This is a genomic window from Butyrivibrio sp. YAB3001 (assembly GCF_900112195.1).
Classification (GTDB): domain Bacteria; phylum Bacillota; class Clostridia; order Lachnospirales; family Lachnospiraceae; genus Butyrivibrio.
The window spans coordinates 15,673-33,784 of record NZ_FOKR01000021.1 but is presented as its reverse complement, the minus strand read 5'-3'; the positions used below and the strand labels follow the sequence as shown (position 1 = coordinate 33,784).

Annotated in this window: 11 protein-coding genes; 1 reads left to right on the top strand and 10 read right to left on the bottom strand. The window is 42.0% G+C overall.

The annotated features are described in order from the left end of the window. Window positions 1-53 precede the first annotated feature (53 nt). The 3 genes from BM086_RS17080 to BM086_RS17070 form a co-directional block, all read right to left on the bottom strand. A complete protein-coding gene (locus BM086_RS17080) occupies window positions 54-1,046 on the bottom strand; it encodes an ABC transporter substrate-binding protein (protein ID WP_092329958.1) in 993 nt (330 codons plus the stop codon). 151 nt (window positions 1,047-1,197) lie between these two features. Next, window positions 1,198-2,526, bottom strand: a complete 1,329-nt coding sequence (locus BM086_RS17075) for a sensor histidine kinase (protein ID WP_092329951.1) — start codon at window positions 2,524-2,526, stop codon at window positions 1,198-1,200. Window positions 2,527-2,575: 49 nt separating this feature from the next. Beyond that, window positions 2,576-4,183 carry a response regulator transcription factor gene (locus BM086_RS17070; RefSeq protein WP_242952251.1) on the bottom strand — a complete coding sequence of 536 codons (1,608 nt, stop codon included), beginning with the start codon at window positions 4,181-4,183 and terminating at the stop codon, window positions 2,576-2,578. Between the two features lie 177 nt (window positions 4,184-4,360). On the opposite strand from BM086_RS17070, the gene BM086_RS17065 reads away from it, so the two are divergent. Next, window positions 4,361-5,551, top strand: a complete 1,191-nt coding sequence (locus BM086_RS17065) for a substrate-binding domain-containing protein (RefSeq protein WP_242952250.1) — start codon at window positions 4,361-4,363, stop codon at window positions 5,549-5,551. Here the strand turns inward: BM086_RS17065 and BM086_RS17060 are convergent. The 7 genes from BM086_RS17060 to BM086_RS17030 all read right to left on the bottom strand — a co-directional run bounded on the left by BM086_RS17060 (window position 5,522) and on the right by BM086_RS17030 (window position 18,107). Continuing rightward, the gene (locus tag BM086_RS17060; RefSeq protein WP_092329947.1) at window positions 5,522-7,162 is read right to left on the bottom strand and encodes an ABC transporter substrate binding protein; all 1,641 of its coding nucleotides are present in this window, start codon (window positions 7,160-7,162) and stop codon (window positions 5,522-5,524) included. The genes BM086_RS17065 and BM086_RS17060 overlap by 30 nt on opposite strands. 128 nt (window positions 7,163-7,290) lie before the next feature. Next, entirely contained in the window at window positions 7,291-8,043 is a 753-nt protein-coding gene (locus BM086_RS17055; RefSeq protein WP_092329945.1) for an amino acid ABC transporter ATP-binding protein, read from the bottom strand. Window positions 8,044-8,053: 10 nt separating this feature from the next. Next, window positions 8,054-8,710: an amino acid ABC transporter permease gene (locus tag BM086_RS17050; protein WP_092329941.1), complete on the bottom strand. Its 657-nt coding sequence runs from the start codon at window positions 8,708-8,710 to the stop codon at window positions 8,054-8,056. Window positions 8,711-8,726: 16 nt separating this feature from the next. Further along, complete coding sequence (locus BM086_RS17045; RefSeq protein ID WP_092329938.1) at window positions 8,727-9,515, bottom strand: transporter substrate-binding domain-containing protein; 789 nt, start codon at window positions 9,513-9,515, stop codon at window positions 8,727-8,729. 184 nt (window positions 9,516-9,699) lie between these two features. Continuing rightward, complete coding sequence (locus tag BM086_RS17040) at window positions 9,700-11,190, bottom strand: glutamate synthase subunit beta (RefSeq protein ID WP_092329936.1); 1,491 nt, start codon at window positions 11,188-11,190, stop codon at window positions 9,700-9,702. A 54-nt stretch (window positions 11,191-11,244) separates the two neighbouring features. Beyond that, window positions 11,245-15,801 carry a glutamate synthase large subunit gene (gene gltB, locus BM086_RS17035; protein WP_092329934.1) on the bottom strand — a complete coding sequence of 1,519 codons (4,557 nt, stop codon included), beginning with the start codon at window positions 15,799-15,801 and terminating at the stop codon, window positions 11,245-11,247. A gap of 197 nt (window positions 15,802-15,998) precedes the next feature. Then, window positions 15,999-18,107: a glutamine synthetase III family protein gene (locus tag BM086_RS17030; RefSeq protein WP_092329933.1), complete on the bottom strand. Its 2,109-nt coding sequence runs from the start codon at window positions 18,105-18,107 to the stop codon at window positions 15,999-16,001. Window positions 18,108-18,112: the final 5 nt, after the last annotated feature.

The window sequence follows — 18,112 nt, the reverse complement described above, 5'->3', positions numbered from 1 at the left end:
CACCGCGTGAAGTTTAACTTTATAATGTTTGTTCAGGCATCTTTTATGTGAGATCAGATACCGTAGTTGTCAACATCTTCCTGTGTGATTGTAGAAGCATCAAAGCCCTTCTCATCCATGATGATTACTTTCTGTGAAAGCTTTCCGCCACTCTCAAGAGTCTTGATGATATCATCAATGTAGCTAGCCTGGAAAGGATTGCACTGTCCATCATAGTTCCAGTTCTGAGCAAGGAGTTCTTCAAGAGCCCACTTGTTGCAGTCAAAGCCCATAACAACAACGTCTTTGCCAACACCGTGTGAGATACCAGCTGCATCAAGAGCTGCTACAGCGCCCTTAGCCATATCGTCGTTCTCTGCATAGATTACGTTGAATGCTGTTCCTGCATCGATAACTGACTGAACGATCTGCTGTGCCTTTTCTGCGTTCCACTCAGCTGTCTGCTGTTTAACAATGTTCCAGTTTGATTCTGCTGCAACCTTTGTATCAAGAGCGCCACTACGTCCCTGCTGAGCTGCACTTCCCATAACACCCTGGATATGGATTACGTTGTACTCTGAAAGATTCTGACCTGCAAGCCAGTCAACTGCTGTCTGGCCTTCTTTAGCCATATCTGATACGATTGAAGCCTCGTAAAGACTATCAGGAGCATCGATTGTACGGTCGAAAAGAATAACCTTTACGCCTGCATTCTGTGCATCCTTAAGAACTGAATCCCAGCCTGCTGTATCTGCAGCTGAAAGAAGAAGATAATCTACATCGTCCTGAATGAAATTCTGAGCTGCCTGAATCTGCTCATCATTCTTTAAGCTGTATGCAAAAGATGCATCATAGCCGTTTGCCTCTGTAAATTTTGCCTTAAGATCGGCATCGTTAGCTGTACGATAACCTGATTCATTAGGGTCATTATTGATAATACCTACTTTGATAAGCCCACCGCTTGAAGCTTTTCCGTCGGTGGATGCAGCCTGCTGTGAGCTTCCGCAAGCAACAAGGCCGAGTGTCATGGCTGACGCCAAGAGTACTGACAATACTTTTTTCATCATAACTAGTTTTTCCTCCTAAAACCCGTTTTTCTTTAAGGGACCATTCCCTTTCATGCATTAATTGTAAGTTTTTAAGAAAAAAACGCCATAGAATTATAAACTAGAAAAAGTTAAAAATTTTATTATTGCCAGCTCAGCGCTAAATTTTGTTTCATTTTTTTATCATTTCGGTTAAGATTTTCGGCAAATGGATAAGTACATCTGTACCCTTGTCCTTAACACTCTTTATGGTTATTCCATATTCGTCGCCGAAATTCAGCCTGATTCGCTCATTAACGTTATATAGTCCATAGACAGTTGCCTTATCCGGGCTGTCCTGTTTAAGGCCAAGTGTCACTTCGCTCAGCCTGTTTTCATCCATTCCTATTCCATCATCACTTACATGAATGACAATTCCGTCCTTCTCCTCAACACCGGTAACTGTAATCTTGCCCCCGCCTCTGCGGTTTTTAATACCGTGATAAAGAGCATTCTCCACGATTGGCTGAATAGTGATCTTGGGAATGCTGTAGTTATAGATATCTTTGGCAACATTTATCTCATAACTAAGAATATCCTGATAGCGAACCTGCTGGATCTCAAGATAACTCTTTACATGCTGCAGTTCTTCCTTAATGGAGACAATTTCTTTTCCCTTGTTGAGAGAGGTACGGAAGAAATCAGAAAGGCTCCCCACCATGCTCACAACCTGCTTCTGATTGCCTGCCTCTGCGGACCACACAATGGCATCCAGCGTATTATAAAGGAAATGCGGGTTTATCTGAGCCTGAAGCAGCTCAAATTCTGCCTTTCGAAGCTGCTTTTGTTCCTCTTTTACCTGCTCCTCTATAGGCCTTGTTATCATGAGCGGCCACCAGAAAGAAATCATGATAATGCTCACAAGAAGTATAATAAATATAACAATTGATATCTCAAAAGTATGGATAAAAAGAGCCTTATTCTTGGCCTGAGTTACCTGAAGCTGACGATTTTCATAGTAGATATACTCATTGATAGTTTCCTGCAGCAATGACGTAACGATCTGAACATCGTTCTCCCAAATAACCATGTTGGCTTCATATTTGTTCTCATGCTCGAGATTTTCTTTTATCCTGCCAATATATGTATCTAAGTTGTTCAAATATTTTTCAGCACTCTGAAGACGCTTTTGATTATCGTGATTATCAGTATAATCCTTGAGTCCGTCAACAATAGTCCTCGCATCCCAAAGAAGCCTTGGCAGCGCAGATGATTCCCAGGATACGTTCCCCACGATCAAAAGATATGTCTCATAATCAAAATCGTCTTTAAAATCCAGACTAAACTCGCTGGCTGTAACCACCGAACTTAACATGTCATTATTTCTTTCATTGACCATCCACAGATTATGAAATGCAAATAACATGAAAACTATATTGGGTAAAAGAAGTGCCAGATAAGATAGCCTTATTTTATTGGCAAGCTTCGAATCATGCTTGTACTGTTTATATTTAAAGAACATCAGGTTGCCTCCGATCACATTAGTGAATTATTTCTGTCTGAATAGTCACTTACATTCCACCACGGTACTGAGTTATAGTCACACCTTGTGTCTTTTTAAATAAATACGAAAAATAATGTGGATCCTTGTATCCAACAAGCAGCCCTATCTCATTGCTCTTTTTGGAGGTTTTATCCAAAAGTTCTCTTGCCTGGCTCATTCTGTAATCCGTCAGGTACTTAATAAATGGCTTGCCTGTCTCCTGTTTAAATACTGCGCTTAAGTGATTTGGAGAAAAATTCACATGCGCTGCCAGGGAATTCAATGACAGATCATCTTCGCTGTAATGCTCCTCGATATAGGCAATAGTCTCTTTTACCAGCTCATGATATCTGCCGCAGTTCATGGTATCCCTTATCCCGACTGCCTTAATTATGATATTCACAAGATACTCATTGGTACGCTTCTCGTCTGCAAGGATTTCAGGCGTAGGAACAGCCATTTCTTCGTCCATGGCATCCTTTGTAATTTCCAGCTCATTTTCAACAAAATCACATACACAAAAATAAAAATCCATCGCGATATACTGCCTTAGCATGGTAGATTTTATCGCATTGGGACCCATTCCGTTAAAAAACTCCTGTAAAAAGACCTCTGCCTCCGAGCTCTCGCCCCTTCTCAGAAACTCTTTAATATGTTTCCTATCGATATGTTTAGGATCAATTTCAGAAAGGATCAGATCTTCTTTGAGCGGGTGCAATGCCTCTTCCGAGCCCACTAAGAAGCCGTTGTCAGAAGTCAGATAAATATGCGCAAACGCTCTGCTAGCCCAGTTAAAAGAAACAGGAATCTCCGTAACCCTGTTTACCACTTGTCCAACACCGCCAAAATATCTGATATGGTGGTACTGCTCCATTATCTTTTTTATCTCGTCTATACAATTAGTAATGACATCTTGCAGTTCTTCGTCCGTCTGACCTCTGACAAGAAGAGCTATTCCCTCAACATTTAAGTCAAAATACACTGCGCCAAATTTCTCTGAAACTGCCCTTATCTGCTCTTCAATCTCAACCACGCTGTTGGAATACTCACTTATATCATGCCTTGTGGACCATACCTTTAAAAGAATAATGTTGTAATACAATCCCGATATGTCGATTGAGAGCTTTTTGGCTCCGTCAATAAGCTCAGAAAAGCCCTTTCCACCTCTTAAAAGGCTCCTGAAAAACTCCTGCTTATCAAGTTCCAGCCTTTCCTTCATCTCCTCTTCATATCTGCGGGTCGCTTCTCTCTCCTGCTTCTTTTCCTCAATCTTAACAGCCAGGGCATCAATCTCTTTAAGCAGATTGTCGCCGCTTATAGGCTTGGAAAGGTAACAGGAAACACCAATTCGAATTGCCTCCCGCGCATACTGAAAATCTTCATATCCGGTTAAAAGAATAATCTCAATCCATGGAAATTCTGCCTTGATAAGGCGGCTAAGTGACAGCCCGTCCATAAAAGGCATCTTGATGTCGGTTATAACGATATCCGGCTTAAGCTTCTGGATCATAGAATAAGCAATCTCACCATCAGATGCTTCTCCGCAGAAGTCATAGCCGTGCGCCGACCAATTGATATTATTTTTGATCCCCTCTCTGACGACAAATTCGTCCTCAACCAAAAACACTTTTATCATACCTAAAACCCCGAACTTCTTCCCCATAAAACGCAACTGCGTTAAGAAATATCTTAACACGAATCTGACTGATTTTCACTGTAATTTTTTATAGTATTTTAATTGGAATGGAGCCTCTTTTGAGTGATAATAAATATGTGTTATTGCGTTTTGTTGTTTGGAAGAAGGATAAAAAAATTGCAATCAAAAAAAGCTATTTCAATACTTCTAATAAACATAATACTTGTCGTATTCTCTTTATCCGGATGTGGAAGCAGCAGCGTTCCGGAAAATGCGAATTTTTCTCAGGAAGAAACAGTCACTGTTACGGATACCCACTCTGATGATGGCCGCACTGTCATTGGCATTTCCATGCCCGATATGCTCCTTGAGAGATGGAACCGCGACGGCGCATATCTTATGTCCCAATTTGAAAAAAACGGCTGTGAAGTAATCTTAAGCTTTGCCAACAACCTTATTGATACTCAGATAAACGATATACGCTCAATGATAGCTTCCGGAGCGGATCTTCTTGTCATCGCCGCTGTAGATGGCGCAGCAATTTCAGGAGTTCTCGATGAAGCAAAAGCCGCAAATGTTAAAGTGATAGCATATGACAGACTAATTATGTCCTCAGATGTGGTTGATTACTATGTCTCTTTTGACAACTACGCAGTTGGAAGAATGCAGGCGAATTATGTCATAGGAACACTTGGCGTCAGAACTGCAGAAAAGCCGCTTTATATCGAATTTGTCAGCGGAGATCCCGTCGACAATAACTCCAGATATTTTTATAAAGGAGCTATGGATACACTGTCAGAATTCTTAGAATCAGGTATGCTAATCTCCCTTTCCAATCAGACTTCCTTTTATGAAACTGCCACTGCTCAGTGGTCCTCCGACATTGCTCAGCAGCGTCTTCAGATACTCTTAAACTCCTACTATCCCGAGGGGACAAGGCTCGATGCTGTTCTATGCGCAAATGACTCAACAGCTCTTGGAGCTGCAAGAGCAATAGAAGCAGACTATGCAGGTGATAATCAGGTGGTTTTGACCGGACAGGACGGGGATATCGCCAATATCTACAATATAATCAATGGAACTCAGAGTATGACTGTCTTTAAAGACCTAAGCGAAGAATCAATAGTAACTGTTTCTTTGGCTCTTTCTTTATTATCAGGAAACACTCCGGGAAAAGAACTTATAGACTCAGCTGACTGGGACTTCTCATGCTCTTTTAATACAGAAGACTATGATAATGGCAAAAAGATCGTCCCTTCCTACCTTCTTAAGCCCATACAGGTCACAGCAGACAACATAGAACAAAAGCTCTTTGATACCGGTTATTACAAGCGTAACTCAGCCGGGCTCATTTATTCTGCCAAATAAAGTAAATCCGTTTCTGCCCTTTTCTTTTGTCTCATAGAGCGCTTTATCAGCATTTTCCATAACCTTCCCAGGCAACTTTGTATCCACAGGATACATTGCACAGCCTATGCTTACCGTAAAATCTATTATTCCACCGGATGTACTGATGGGATTTCGCATAGCTCTTTGAATACTTCCGCAAATCTTCATGGCATCCACTTCCGAAGGATTGCTGAAAAGTCCGCAGAACTCATCTCCGCCAAGCCTTGCAAAAACAAGTCCTTTATCTGCAAGCTCCTGAAGCCTGCCTGCAACTGCGATTATCACTTCATCACCAACTTTATGACCATAAGTATCATTTATACTTTTAAAGTGGTCAACATCAAGCATGATAATGCCATAGGGCGCTTTGGCGTCCACAGCCTGATTGATATCTTCCATTATTTTCTTTCTGTTCGGCATCTGTGTCATGAAGTCAGTGCGTATCATGTTTTTCCTGCGCTGATTGGACATGTAGAGAAGCCCTATAATAAATATCATCAAAAAAGCTATGACTATTGTAAGATTACTGATAGTCTTATTTTCCCGATAAAACTTTGAAAATGTTTCCCGTTCATTGAGGATCACAGAACCATTTGGAAGCTGGCTGTACCTTATCCCGAACTGATCCATGCAGCTTTGCTCAAAATATGGAGTTGTTCCGGCAGAAGTCATTAGCTCTATCTCATCAGCCGCTTCTCCGCTAAGAATCCTCTTAGCCGCATCTCCTGCAAGTCTTCCCGCATCATAATACGAATAAGAGATACCTCCCAAAACTCCATGCTCCACATCAGAAGAAGCCAGTCTGAAAATTGGCACATTTTTTGCATTCTGTGACAAAAAAGTTGATGCATTCTGAAGTGAATAGGCATTATTATCCCCATCCATTGAAAAATCCAAAAACAGGATGATGTCTTTTTCTCCCAAAGACCCGAATGCTTCCTTAAGGCCATTCACAGTATAATAGGACGTATTTATGACAGAGCTGTTGATTTCCGGATGTTCATCACGAAACTTCATGAATTCAACATAATCACCCTGCCCCGCAACTGAAGAATCCACCACGACCACCATATGATCTCTCTTTGGAAAAAGAGACTGCATAATCAGGTAATTTCCGAAAAAATCCAGTTTTTCAGCGATTCCCGTTGCATTTTTCATAGCAGCTGCAGTAGTCGCCTCTGTCATGTTGTTGATTCCCATAAAAACAAGCGGTATATCAGGAAAAAGCTTGCTTCTATTGTTGATTGCATATCTAAGGGCCGGGTCATCTGCAACCGCCACAAGGTCATAGTCCCTGTCAGTAAAAATCTTGTACCTGACATACTTATCAAAATTCATGATATCCACGCTGCTATAATACTTTTCTGCATCCATGAATTCAAAAGTAATGTCAACATTTATTCCGTCTATTCCACTTCTAAAACCTTCGAGCTGGTCAGGCACACCTGCGTTGGAGTAGCCATAAGATGATATAAAGAGTATGTGAAATTGGCGCTCTAAATTATCCTCTGCATTTAACTTAACTGCAGGAGATACTATAAGCGCCAAAATAGAATATACTATTATAATGATGATCCTTAATCGCTTCATGGTTTAATTTTAAACCTTATATCATAAAGCAACAATCAATCGAATTCTTAAAATATGCTAAAATTTATTTAGGAAATGAATTTTATTCTCACTAAATCCGCAGTAAATACATACATCTGACTATAGAATTAAGAATTCATCCTCTGAAGGAACCTCTTCGTTCTCTCCTGCTTGGGGTTGGTTATGACTTCCTTCGCAGGACCTTTTTCAAGGATGATTCCCTCATCCATGAATATGACTTCATCTGCAACGTCTCTGGCAAACGCCATCTCATGAGTTACTATGATCATAGTCATATGCTTATTTGCAAGCTCACGAATTACTCGTAAAACTTCACCTGTAAGCTCAGGGTCAAGCGCTGACGTAGGCTCATCAAAGCACAGAATATCAGGTTTCATGGCAAGAGCCCTTGCAATAGCCACCCTTTGCTGCTGACCACCGGATAACTGATGAGGATAATTGTTCATTCTGTCAGAAAGCCCCATCTGATCAAGAAGTTCTTTTCCCATCTTCTCAATTTCAGCCATGCTCCTGCCGTCATTTAACAGCCCTGGAGCCAATGTGACATTGCCAAGTGCAGTATACTGCGGAAAAAGATTAAACTGCTGAAAGACCATTCCAAAGTGAAGTCTCTTTTCTCTCAGGATTTCAGGACTATCAAGCTCATCCGCCGCATCAAAGATCTTTTCCCCTCGAACAGTGATAATGCCCTCGTCAGCCCTCTCTAGAAGGTTCAGGCACCTTAAAAGCGTCGTTTTACCGCTTCCGGAAGAACCGATTATCGAGATAGTCTGCCCCTCTTCCATAGAAAAGCTTATTCCCTTTAAAATCTCTGTATTTTCAAATTTCTTTTTAATATTATTTACTTCAAGTATCGGCATAACAAATCCTTTATTTAAAATATGATAACCTCTCTTCAATGTAATTAAAGAGTAAGGTCAGTAATCCGCTGAAAAGCAGATAAAAAGCGCCTGTGTAGAATAGCGGCCAGATAATGCCACTGCTTTTTATGAACGTCTGGCCGTTCCATATTATCTCATACACAGCAATTACTCTGGCAAGAGATGTATCTTTTACCAGAGTGATAACTTCATTGGATATCGGCGGAACGATGCGCTTTATAAGCTGTAACAGGATTACTTTGAAAAAGATCTGGCCTCTCGTCATTCCAAGAACCTGAGCAGCTTCATATTGCCCATAGGGAATAGACTGGATTCCGCCTCTGTATATTTCAGAAAAATAACAGGCGTAATTTATCACAAAAGCAATCAACGCCGCTGTAAATCTCCCGTTTCCCGAACTTCCCCAAATATTGATTCCAAGGAAAATTCCCGGTCCGTAATAGATTATTAAAAGCTGTAACATAAGAGGCGTGCCCCTTATAACCCAGATCAGGAATTTCAGGGGCACTCTTATGATGTGGATCCTGCTCATTGAGCCCTGGCATATGACAAGTCCAAGGGGCAAGGCAAAAAGAAGCGTCAGTAAAAATAGCTTGATTGTTGCCAAAAAACCTTCAATGAGCGATAGTGTAACAGTCCAAAACATATATAAAAATCCTTCCTTACTGCGCGATTACAGCATCCTGAACGCCATATTTTTTTGCAATCTCTGTAAGGCTTCCATCAGAACCAAAGGACTTCATCTGAGAGTTGATATATTCTGCAAGATCAGAGCCCTTTCTGCAGCCAATTCCATATTCCTCAGTTGTAAGTTCCACTGTATGTGTAAGATCCGGATAACTTGTGCCATCACCAATCATTGCTCCTGCCATCAAAAGGTCAATGATGCAAGCTCCGGAAGTACCTGCCTGAACCTCCATAACAGCATCTGCCTGAGAAGTTACACTTGTAAAATCAAAACCATTGTCCTTGGCGGCCTGCTCGCCTGCAGAACCAGTCTCAACCGCAAAGCCAAATGCCTTGGCATCATCAGCTGTCTTGACCTGATCAGCCTTATCCTTGGGCACAACAACAACCTGCGCATTGTTCAGATATGGATTAGTGCAGCTCATAGCATTCTTAACTTCACTTGTAAGTGTCATTCCATTCCATACAACATCAATAGATTTATTATTAAGTTCAAGAACCTTGTTGTCCCAGTCAATCTCTACAAACTCAGCCTTTACCCCAAGTGAATCTGCAACCTTCACAGCAAGATCTGCGTCAAAACCAATCCAGTTTCCTGAATCATCCTTGTAATCCATTGGCGCAAAATCTGTTATACCAATGATAAGTGTTCCCTTCCCCTTGATATAATCTACATCTGAGCTTGAAGTACTTGCTCCACCACAGCCCATAAGTGAAAAAGCAAGCGTAGCTGCTGCAATAATACTGATAATTCTCTTTTTCATAATAATTCTCCCTCGTTAAATTTGAATATAATAATTCTGCTATATAACACTTTACCATGCTAACGCAAAAAAGTACAAGCATTTTTTCTCATATTGTTCACAAAATATGAACAAAAGGAAAACTACTTGTACTTTTTTGTATTCAAATCGATGTCAACTTATTTGCATAATATTCACGATTGTTTTACAGATTCGTATATCCCATCAGATACTCATCCACTTCTTTAGCGCAGGCTCTTCCTTCTGCGATTGCCCAAACTACCAGAGACTGACCGCGGTGCATGTCGCCGGCGCAGAAAATCTTGGTATTGGTTACATGATACCCATCATCTGCGGTAAGAACGGTGCCTCTTGGGCCTCTCTTAACGGCAAATTCATCAGCGGTGTAGTCCTCACAGCCCACAAATCCTGCTGCAATAAGAAGGATATCGCATTTTAGCTTTTGCTCAGTTCCCGGAACGTATTCAAGCTTTCCTCCATTAAACTTAACCTTAACGGTCTCAACCTGCTTGATTGCGCCCTTCTTATCCTTGACTATGCTCTTGATTGTGGTCTCATAGACTCTTGGATCTTCGCCATAAACATGAATCGCTTCCTCATGGCCATAATCAGTCTTAAGAACCTTGGGCCACTCCGGCCATGGATTGCTTGCAAGGCGCTCCACTGGAGGCTTTGGCATCATTTCAATTGCAGTAACAGATTTAGCGCCCATTCTGATGGAAGTTCCGATGCAGTCATTTCCCGTATCGCCACCTCCGACGATTATCACATGCTTGCCCTCTGCATCAATGTATCCGCCCTGCTTTTTTAAGGAAGCTACGCTTCTGTCTTTCCCTGTCAAAAGAGCTTTAGTAGTCTTTGTCAGGAAATCAACCGCATAATAAACGCCCTTATCAGTAGCCGGGTCACAAACTGCAAGCGGTCTTGCTTTCTTAGCGCCGCAGCAAAGAACAACTGCATCAAAACCTGCAAGAAGTTCTTCTGACTTCTTGTCCCTTCCCACATCAACTCCCGTATGGAAAACTACGCCTTCCTCTTCCATAAGCTTTCTTCTGCGCTTTATCACGCTTTTATCAAGCTTCATGTTAGGAATACCATACATTAAGAGACCGCCAATTTCATCCTCACGCTCAAACACCTCTACATGATGTCCTCTATGATTTAGTTCATCGGCAACGGCAAGTCCTGATGGTCCACTTCCGATGACAGCAACCTTTTTGCCGCTCCTTACGTTTATCTTCAAAGGTTTGATATAACCCTTTTCAAATGCAGTTTCTATAAGAAACAGCTCATTATCATGTACTGTAACGGCCTCTCCATTCTGACCGCACATGCAGGCTTTTTCACAAAGCGCAGGACATACTCTTCCCGTGAACTCAGGGAAATTGCTGGTCTTGTGAAGTCTGTTAAAAGCATGTTCATCATGCCCCCTATAGATTTCGTCATTCCATTCAGGAATAAGATTATGTAAAGGGCAGCCTGTCACCATGCCGCCAAGATTCATTGCTGACTGGCAAAAAGGCACTCCACAGTTCATACATCTTGCAGCCTGATTCCTGCGATCTTCTGCGATCAAAGGAGTATGAAATTCCGCAAAAGTCTTAATTCTTTCTGATGCCGGAACATCTCCGTTATTTACTCTTCTATACTCAAGAAATCCTGTTTCTTTTCCCATTTTAAAAATCTCCTTACACCATTTGATATAGTAAACCGCAGATTAATCTGCAGTTTACGCAAGCTCCTTAAAAGCTTCCAATATAGCTGTTTCATGATCGATGCCCTGCTCTTCATATTTTCCGATTGCAGTCAGCATCTTCTGATAATCATTTGGAACAATCTTTTTAAAATCAGGAATATAACTGTCAAAATCGTTAAGGATTTCTTTTGCATATTCTGAATCTGTCTCTTTTACATAATCGAGCAGTATGCTCTTAAGCTCAGCAATATCATACTTCTCAGTAAGTTCACACAGTGAAACCATATCTTTATTCATTCTAAGATAAAGAGTGTGCTCCTTATCAAGAACATACGCGATTCCGCCGCTCATACCTGCTGCGAAGTTCTTACCTGTCATTCCAAGTATAACTGCCCTTCCGCCTGTCATATACTCAAGGCCATGGTCACCGCATCCTTCTGAAACCGCTATTGCTCCGGAATTACGAACACAGAATCTCTCTCCGGCAATTCCGCATACATATGCCTTTCCTGCGGTAGCGCCATATAAAGCAACGTTTCCTATGATAATATTTTCATGAGCTTTGTAGCTTGCTTTCTTAGACGGTCTCACAATAACCTTTCCGCCTGAAAGTCCTTTTCCAAAGCCATCATTTGCATCACCGTAAAGCTTAAGAGTAACGCCTTTTGGAAGGAAGGCACCAAACGACTGTCCTCCACCTCCATTAGCCTCAACCAGAATAGAATCATCCGGAAGTGTATTCTTGAAATCTGCGGTAACGCGGCTTCCAAGCAGAGTTCCAAAGCTTCTGTCGGTACTTGAAACATCAACTGTTATCTTAATATTTTCCTTCTGTGCTCTTGAACCGGCAGTTCTTGCATCTATATTCATCAAAAGCTTGCTCTTATTCTTTTCATAGTCAGGAATAAGAACCTTAGAGTCCAAAGTGCTCTCTAACTTAAAGTCATAAACTTCTGCCGGATTGAAATGATTGTTTTCCTTAAGTACATAAGCTTTATCAAGGATTCCGCTAAGGTCAGCCGCATCTTTTCTGCGACTTACTTCAAGTGTCTCATCGGCATAGCTTCTCATCTTAAGGCAATCGGTACGTCCAACCATTTCAGCGATAGTTCTAAAGCCAAGTTCACTCATTATCTGTCTTAGCTGTCTTGCAACAAAGAGCATGAAGTTCATAACATGCTCAGGCTTTCCTGCAAATCTTTTCCTGAGTTCCTCGTTCTGTGTGGCAATGCCTACCGGACATGTATCCTTTGAACATACACGCATCATCATGCATCCCATGCATACCAACGGAGCTGTAGCAAAGCCAAATTCCTCTGCTCCAAGAAGCGCTGCGATAGCCACATCACGGCCTGTCATGAGTTTTCCGTCTGTCTCAAGAACTACCCTGCTTCTTAATCCGTTAGCCAAAAGAGACTGATGTGCTTCGCTCACACCAAGTTCCCATGGAAGTCCAGCATGATGCACGGAAGATGAAGGTGCTGCGCCTGTTCCTCCGTCATAACCTGATACAAGGATAACCTGCGCGCCTGCCTTTGCAACACCGGAAGCAATTGTTCCAACACCTGCTTCTGATACAAGTTTTACTGAGATTCTGGCTTTATCATTGGCATTTTTAAGGTCATAGATAAGCTGTGCCAGATCTTCAATAGAATAAATATCATGGTGCGGTGGCGGTGATATCAGAGCAACTCCAGGAGTTGAAAATCTTGTAGAAGCAACCCAGGGATATACCTTCTTTCCGGGAAGATGTCCACCTTCACCCGGCTTTGCTCCCTGTGCCATCTTTATCTGTATCTCTTTTGCACTCTGAAGATACTGGCTTGTAACACCAAATCTTCCTGATGCTACCTGTTTTACTGCGCTGTTTTTCTCTGTGCCAAAACGTCTCTCATCCTCACCACCTTCACCGGTATTGGACTTTCCTCCAAGTCGGTTCATGGCAATAGCAAGAGTTTCATGGGCTTCCTTTGAAAGAGAACCATAGGACATGGCGCCTGTCTGGAAACGCTTAACAATCTCTTCCTCGCTCTCAACTTCTTCAAGTGGAACAGGTTCTTTTGCCGGAACAAAAGAAAGAAGCGCTCTCAAGGTATGAGGTCTGTCCTCATCATCAACCATCTGGGCATATTCTTTAAAGAGCTCAAAGTTTCTTTCACGTACAGCTCTCTGGAGGGTAACAATAGTCTTTGGGCTGTACATATGGTCTTCTTTATCCTCACCGCTTCTAAGGGCGTGGAAGCCGATGGAATCAAGTGTTGTATCTGTAGAAAGACCAAGCGGATCAAATGCCTTATTATGTCTGAATTCAACGTCCTGGCCAAGTTCATTTATGCCAATTCCGCCCACACGGCTGATTGTTCCTGTAAAGTACTTATCAACAAGTTCTTTTGACAGACCAATAGCCTCAAAAATCCTTGCCGACTGATAGGACTGTAATGTGGAAATTCCCATCTTGGCTGCAATCTTAACAACTCCGCCGAGAAGAGCCTTATTATAATCAGCAATCGCTGTGTGATAGTCTTTATCCAAAATTCCGATATCAATAAGTTCAGCAATACACTCCTGAGCAAGATAAGGATGAATTGCACGAGCACCAAATCCAAGAAGTGTAGCGATCTGATGAACATCCCTTGGCTCACCACTTTCAAGGATAAGTGAAACTGCAGTGCGCTGCTTGGTGCGTACCAGGTGCTGCTCAACTGCAGACACAGCAAGAAGTGACGGAATAGGCATATGGTTTTCATCAACGCCTCTGTCAGAAAGGATGATGATATTTACGCCATCTGCAACTGCTCTATCCACCGAAACATCAAGCTGCTCCAGCGCTCTTTCCATAGGTGTATTCTTGTAATATAAAAGAGAAATCTTTTTTACCCTGAATCCAGGCTGATCAAGAGCCTCTATCTTCATAAGGTCAACGCCTGTCAGGATCGGGCTGTTCACCTCAAGCACCCTGCAGTTGTCGCTCTTTTCCTTGAGAAGATTACCGTCAGAACCGATATAAACTGTCGTATCAGTGACAACCTTTTCTCTAAGTGAATCGATAGGCGGATTTGTAACCTGGGCAAAAAGCTGCTTAAAATAGCAAAATAGCGGCTGATGGTGCTGGGAAAGAAATGCCAGTGGCACATCAGCTCCCATGGAAACTGTAGGCTCTATTCCGTTCATGGCCATAGGCATGATCTGCTCTTTCACGTCTTCATAAGAATAGCCGAACACTTTGTAGAGCTTATCCCTCATTTCCTGGGTGTGAGTAGGAATCTTTTTATTAGGAATATTGAGCTTATGAAGGTGCAAAAGATATCTGTCAAGCCACTCACCATAAGGCTTTGCTGTAGAGTATTTTTCTTTACACTCTTCATCAGAGATGATTCTTCCCTGCTTAGTGTCAACCAGAAGCATATGTCCCGGTGAAAGTCTTGATTTCTTAATGACATTCTCTTCAGGAATATCAAGAACGCCAACTTCAGAAGCCAGGATCAGCTTGCCATTTTTAGTGACATAATATCTTGAAGGGCGCAATCCGTTTCTATCAAGTGTTGCGCCAAATATCTCACCATCTGTAAAAAGAACTGCCGCAGGGCCATCCCATGGCTCCATCATGGTTGCGTAATAGTGATAGAAGTCCTTTTTATCTTTTCCCATGAAATCATTGTGTTTCCAGGGTTCAGGAATTGTAAGCATCATAGCAAGAGGAAGATCCATACCATTCATGTAAAGAAATTCCAACGTATTATCAAGCATTGCAGAATCTGAACCTGAAGAAGCAATAACAGGATATACCTTTGCAAGGTCTTCGCCCAAAACATCCGAAGACATAGTCTCTTCACGGGCAAGCATTCTGTCAGAATTACCACGGATTGTGTTGATCTCACCATTATGCGCGATCATTCTGTATGGATGAGCACGCTGCCAGGAAGGTGTTGTATTCGTGGAGAAACGACTGTGAACCATGGCGATTGCAGTGCGATATTCTGATGATAAAAGATCTGCATAGAACTGACGAAGCTGCCCTACCAGGAACATTCCTTTATACACAATAGTTCTGGATGAAAAAGAACAAATATAGGTGTTTTCAGAAGATTTCTCATATTCTCTTCTAAGGCAATAAAGGCGTCTGTCAAAATCTATTCCCTTATTTACATTTGACGGTCTCTCAACGAAGCACTGGCAAATATATGGCATGCAGTTTCTTGCTACTTCGCCAAGAATTTCAGGATGTGTGGGCACATCTCTCCAGCCAAGTACTTTAAGATTTTCTTTTTCCGCAATAACTTCAAGCATGCGCTTTGCAAACATGCGCTTCATTGAATCCTGAGGAAAAAAGAACATTCCTACACCATAGTCTCCGGCATTCTTAAGCTCAATACCAATCTTCTCTGCTTCCTTTGAAAAAAAGCCATGGGAAATCTGCACCAGAATACCTACACCATCACCCACTTTGCCGGTTGCATCCTTACCTGCGCGATGCTCAAGCTTTTCAACGATTGACAGTGCGTCATCCAGTACCGAATTATCCGCCGTTCCATCTATATTGATGACTGCTCCAATACCGCAGGCATCTCTCTCATTCATCCAAGTTTCCATGGGACCTCTCCTTCCAGTAGTACTGCAATATAGTTATAGTAAACGACAAGTATTTAGCCGTTTATTATAATCTCAGGTTGTAATTCAGCCTCCATGAAAGTCTCAAAAATATTTGCTCCCTTCAAACAAATATTTCTGAGCCCTTCCATGGAGGCTAACCTTCAACTAAAAAATGTAACGATGTTTTATAAATATGTTCATCTCAGTGAGAACAACATCTGACCGTATGTTGGGTAGCTGAGGTATTTATCCGGGATGAGCGCTTCGGCTTCATCTGCATATTTTCTAAGTTCATCCATATCTGCAAGGATTGTCTTCTGATAGAAGCTTGCCGTCTCAAGTCCGTCTATCTTGCCTTCAGCAGTCTTTGTATCCTCGCTGAGCTTTGAAAGTGCCTTCTTCATAGATGCTGTTGCTTCATCAAGGCTCTTTAGGATTCCAAGCTCAAGTTCACAGCAATCTCCAGAAAGAAGTTCTTTCTTCTGAACGATTTCTTTGCTGAGATCCTTTTCGTAAGCTACAATGCCTTCTGTTAAGTCTTTTCTTACCATCTCCTGCATTGTGAGAGATTCGATATGAATTGACTTTGAATAGTTCTCAAGAAGAATCTCATATCTTGAGTGAATCTCTTCTTTTGTCAAAATATGATGCTTTGTGAAGAGTTCAATTGACTCATCGGAAATCCAGTATGGCATTGCATCAGGAAGTGACTTAAGGTTTGGAAGGCCACGTTTTTCAGCTTCTGCAACCCACTCTTGTGTGTATCCGTTGCCATTGAAAAGAATTCTCTTATGAGCGTTAAGTTCTTCTCTGAGAACCTCCATAACCTTTTCTTTAAGTTTGTCGCCTGAGAAGCCTGAAAGCTTGTCATAAAGTCTTGCTACTTCTTCTGCAACAGCTGTGTTAAGAACGATATTTGCATTTGCAACAGAAACTGCTGAACCCGGCATACGGAACTCAAACTTGTTACCTGTGAATGCGAATGGTGATGTTCTGTTTCTGTCTGTGTTATCCTTTGTAAAGTGAGGAAGAACCTGTGCTCCCATTGCCATCTGAACTTTTCCTGCAGCCTGGTAAGCTGTTCCCTCTTCGATTGAATGAAGTACCTGTGCAAGCTCATCACCTACGAAAATTGAGATGATTGCTGGCGGTGCCTCGTTTCCACCAAGTCTGTGGTCGTTTCCTGCAGAAGCAACGGCAAGTCTTAAGATTGGAGCATAGTCATCAACTGCTGCGATTACTGCCATCAGGAATACAAGGAAAGGAACGTTCTCTCCAGGGTTCTTGCCCGGATCAAGAAGGTTTATGCCTGTATCTGAGCAGATTGACCAGTTGTTGTGCTTACCTGAACCATTGATTCCTTCAAATGGCTTCTCGTGAAGAAGACATGCGTAGTTGTGCTTATCTGCAACTTTCTTCATAACTTCCATAGTGAGCTGGTTGTGGTCAACAGCGATGTTTGCTGTTTCAAACACAGGAGCAAGCTCATGCTGTGATGGAGCTACTTCGTTGTGCTTTGTCTTTGCAGGAATTCCGAGTTTCCAGAGTTCTTCATCAAGATCATGCATATATGCTGAAACCTTGGGCTTGATTACACCAAAGTAATGATCTTCCATCTCCTGACCCTTTGAAGCAGGAGCACCAATAAGTGTTCTTCCTGTGAAAAGAAGGTCTTTTCTCTTCTTGTAGAAATCCTTATCGATAAGGAAATATTCCTGCTCAGAACCAATTGTTGTATTTACTCTGTTGACATCCTTATAACCAAGTAAGTGGAGCATTTTTACTGCATTTGCAGAAAGAGCCTCCATGGAACGAAGAAGAGGTGTCTTTTTATCAAGTGCTTCACCTCCATATGAGCAGAATGCTGTAGGAATATAAAGAGAACCATCCTTGATGAAAGCAGGTGATGAAGGATCCCATGCTGTATATCCTCTTGCCTCGAAAGTAGCGCGAAGACCTCCTGATGGGAAACTTGATGCATCAGGTTCGCCCTTTACAAGCTCTTTTCCTGAGAATTCCATGATGATTGAACCGTCATCTGTAGGTGAAATAAAGCTGTCATGCTTCTCAGCTGTAAGACCTGTCATAGGCTGGAACCAGTGTGTGAAATGAGTTGCTCCGTTCTCAACAGCCCATTCCTTCATTGCTGCTGCAACACAGTTAGCAACATCAAGCTCTAAGTGTGTGCCTTTTTCTATTGTCTTATGAACTGCCTTATAAATATCCTTTGGGAGACGTTCTCTCATAACCTTGTCGTTAAATACAAGACAGCCAAATTCTTCTGTAAGTTTCTTAGCTTCTATCATACCTT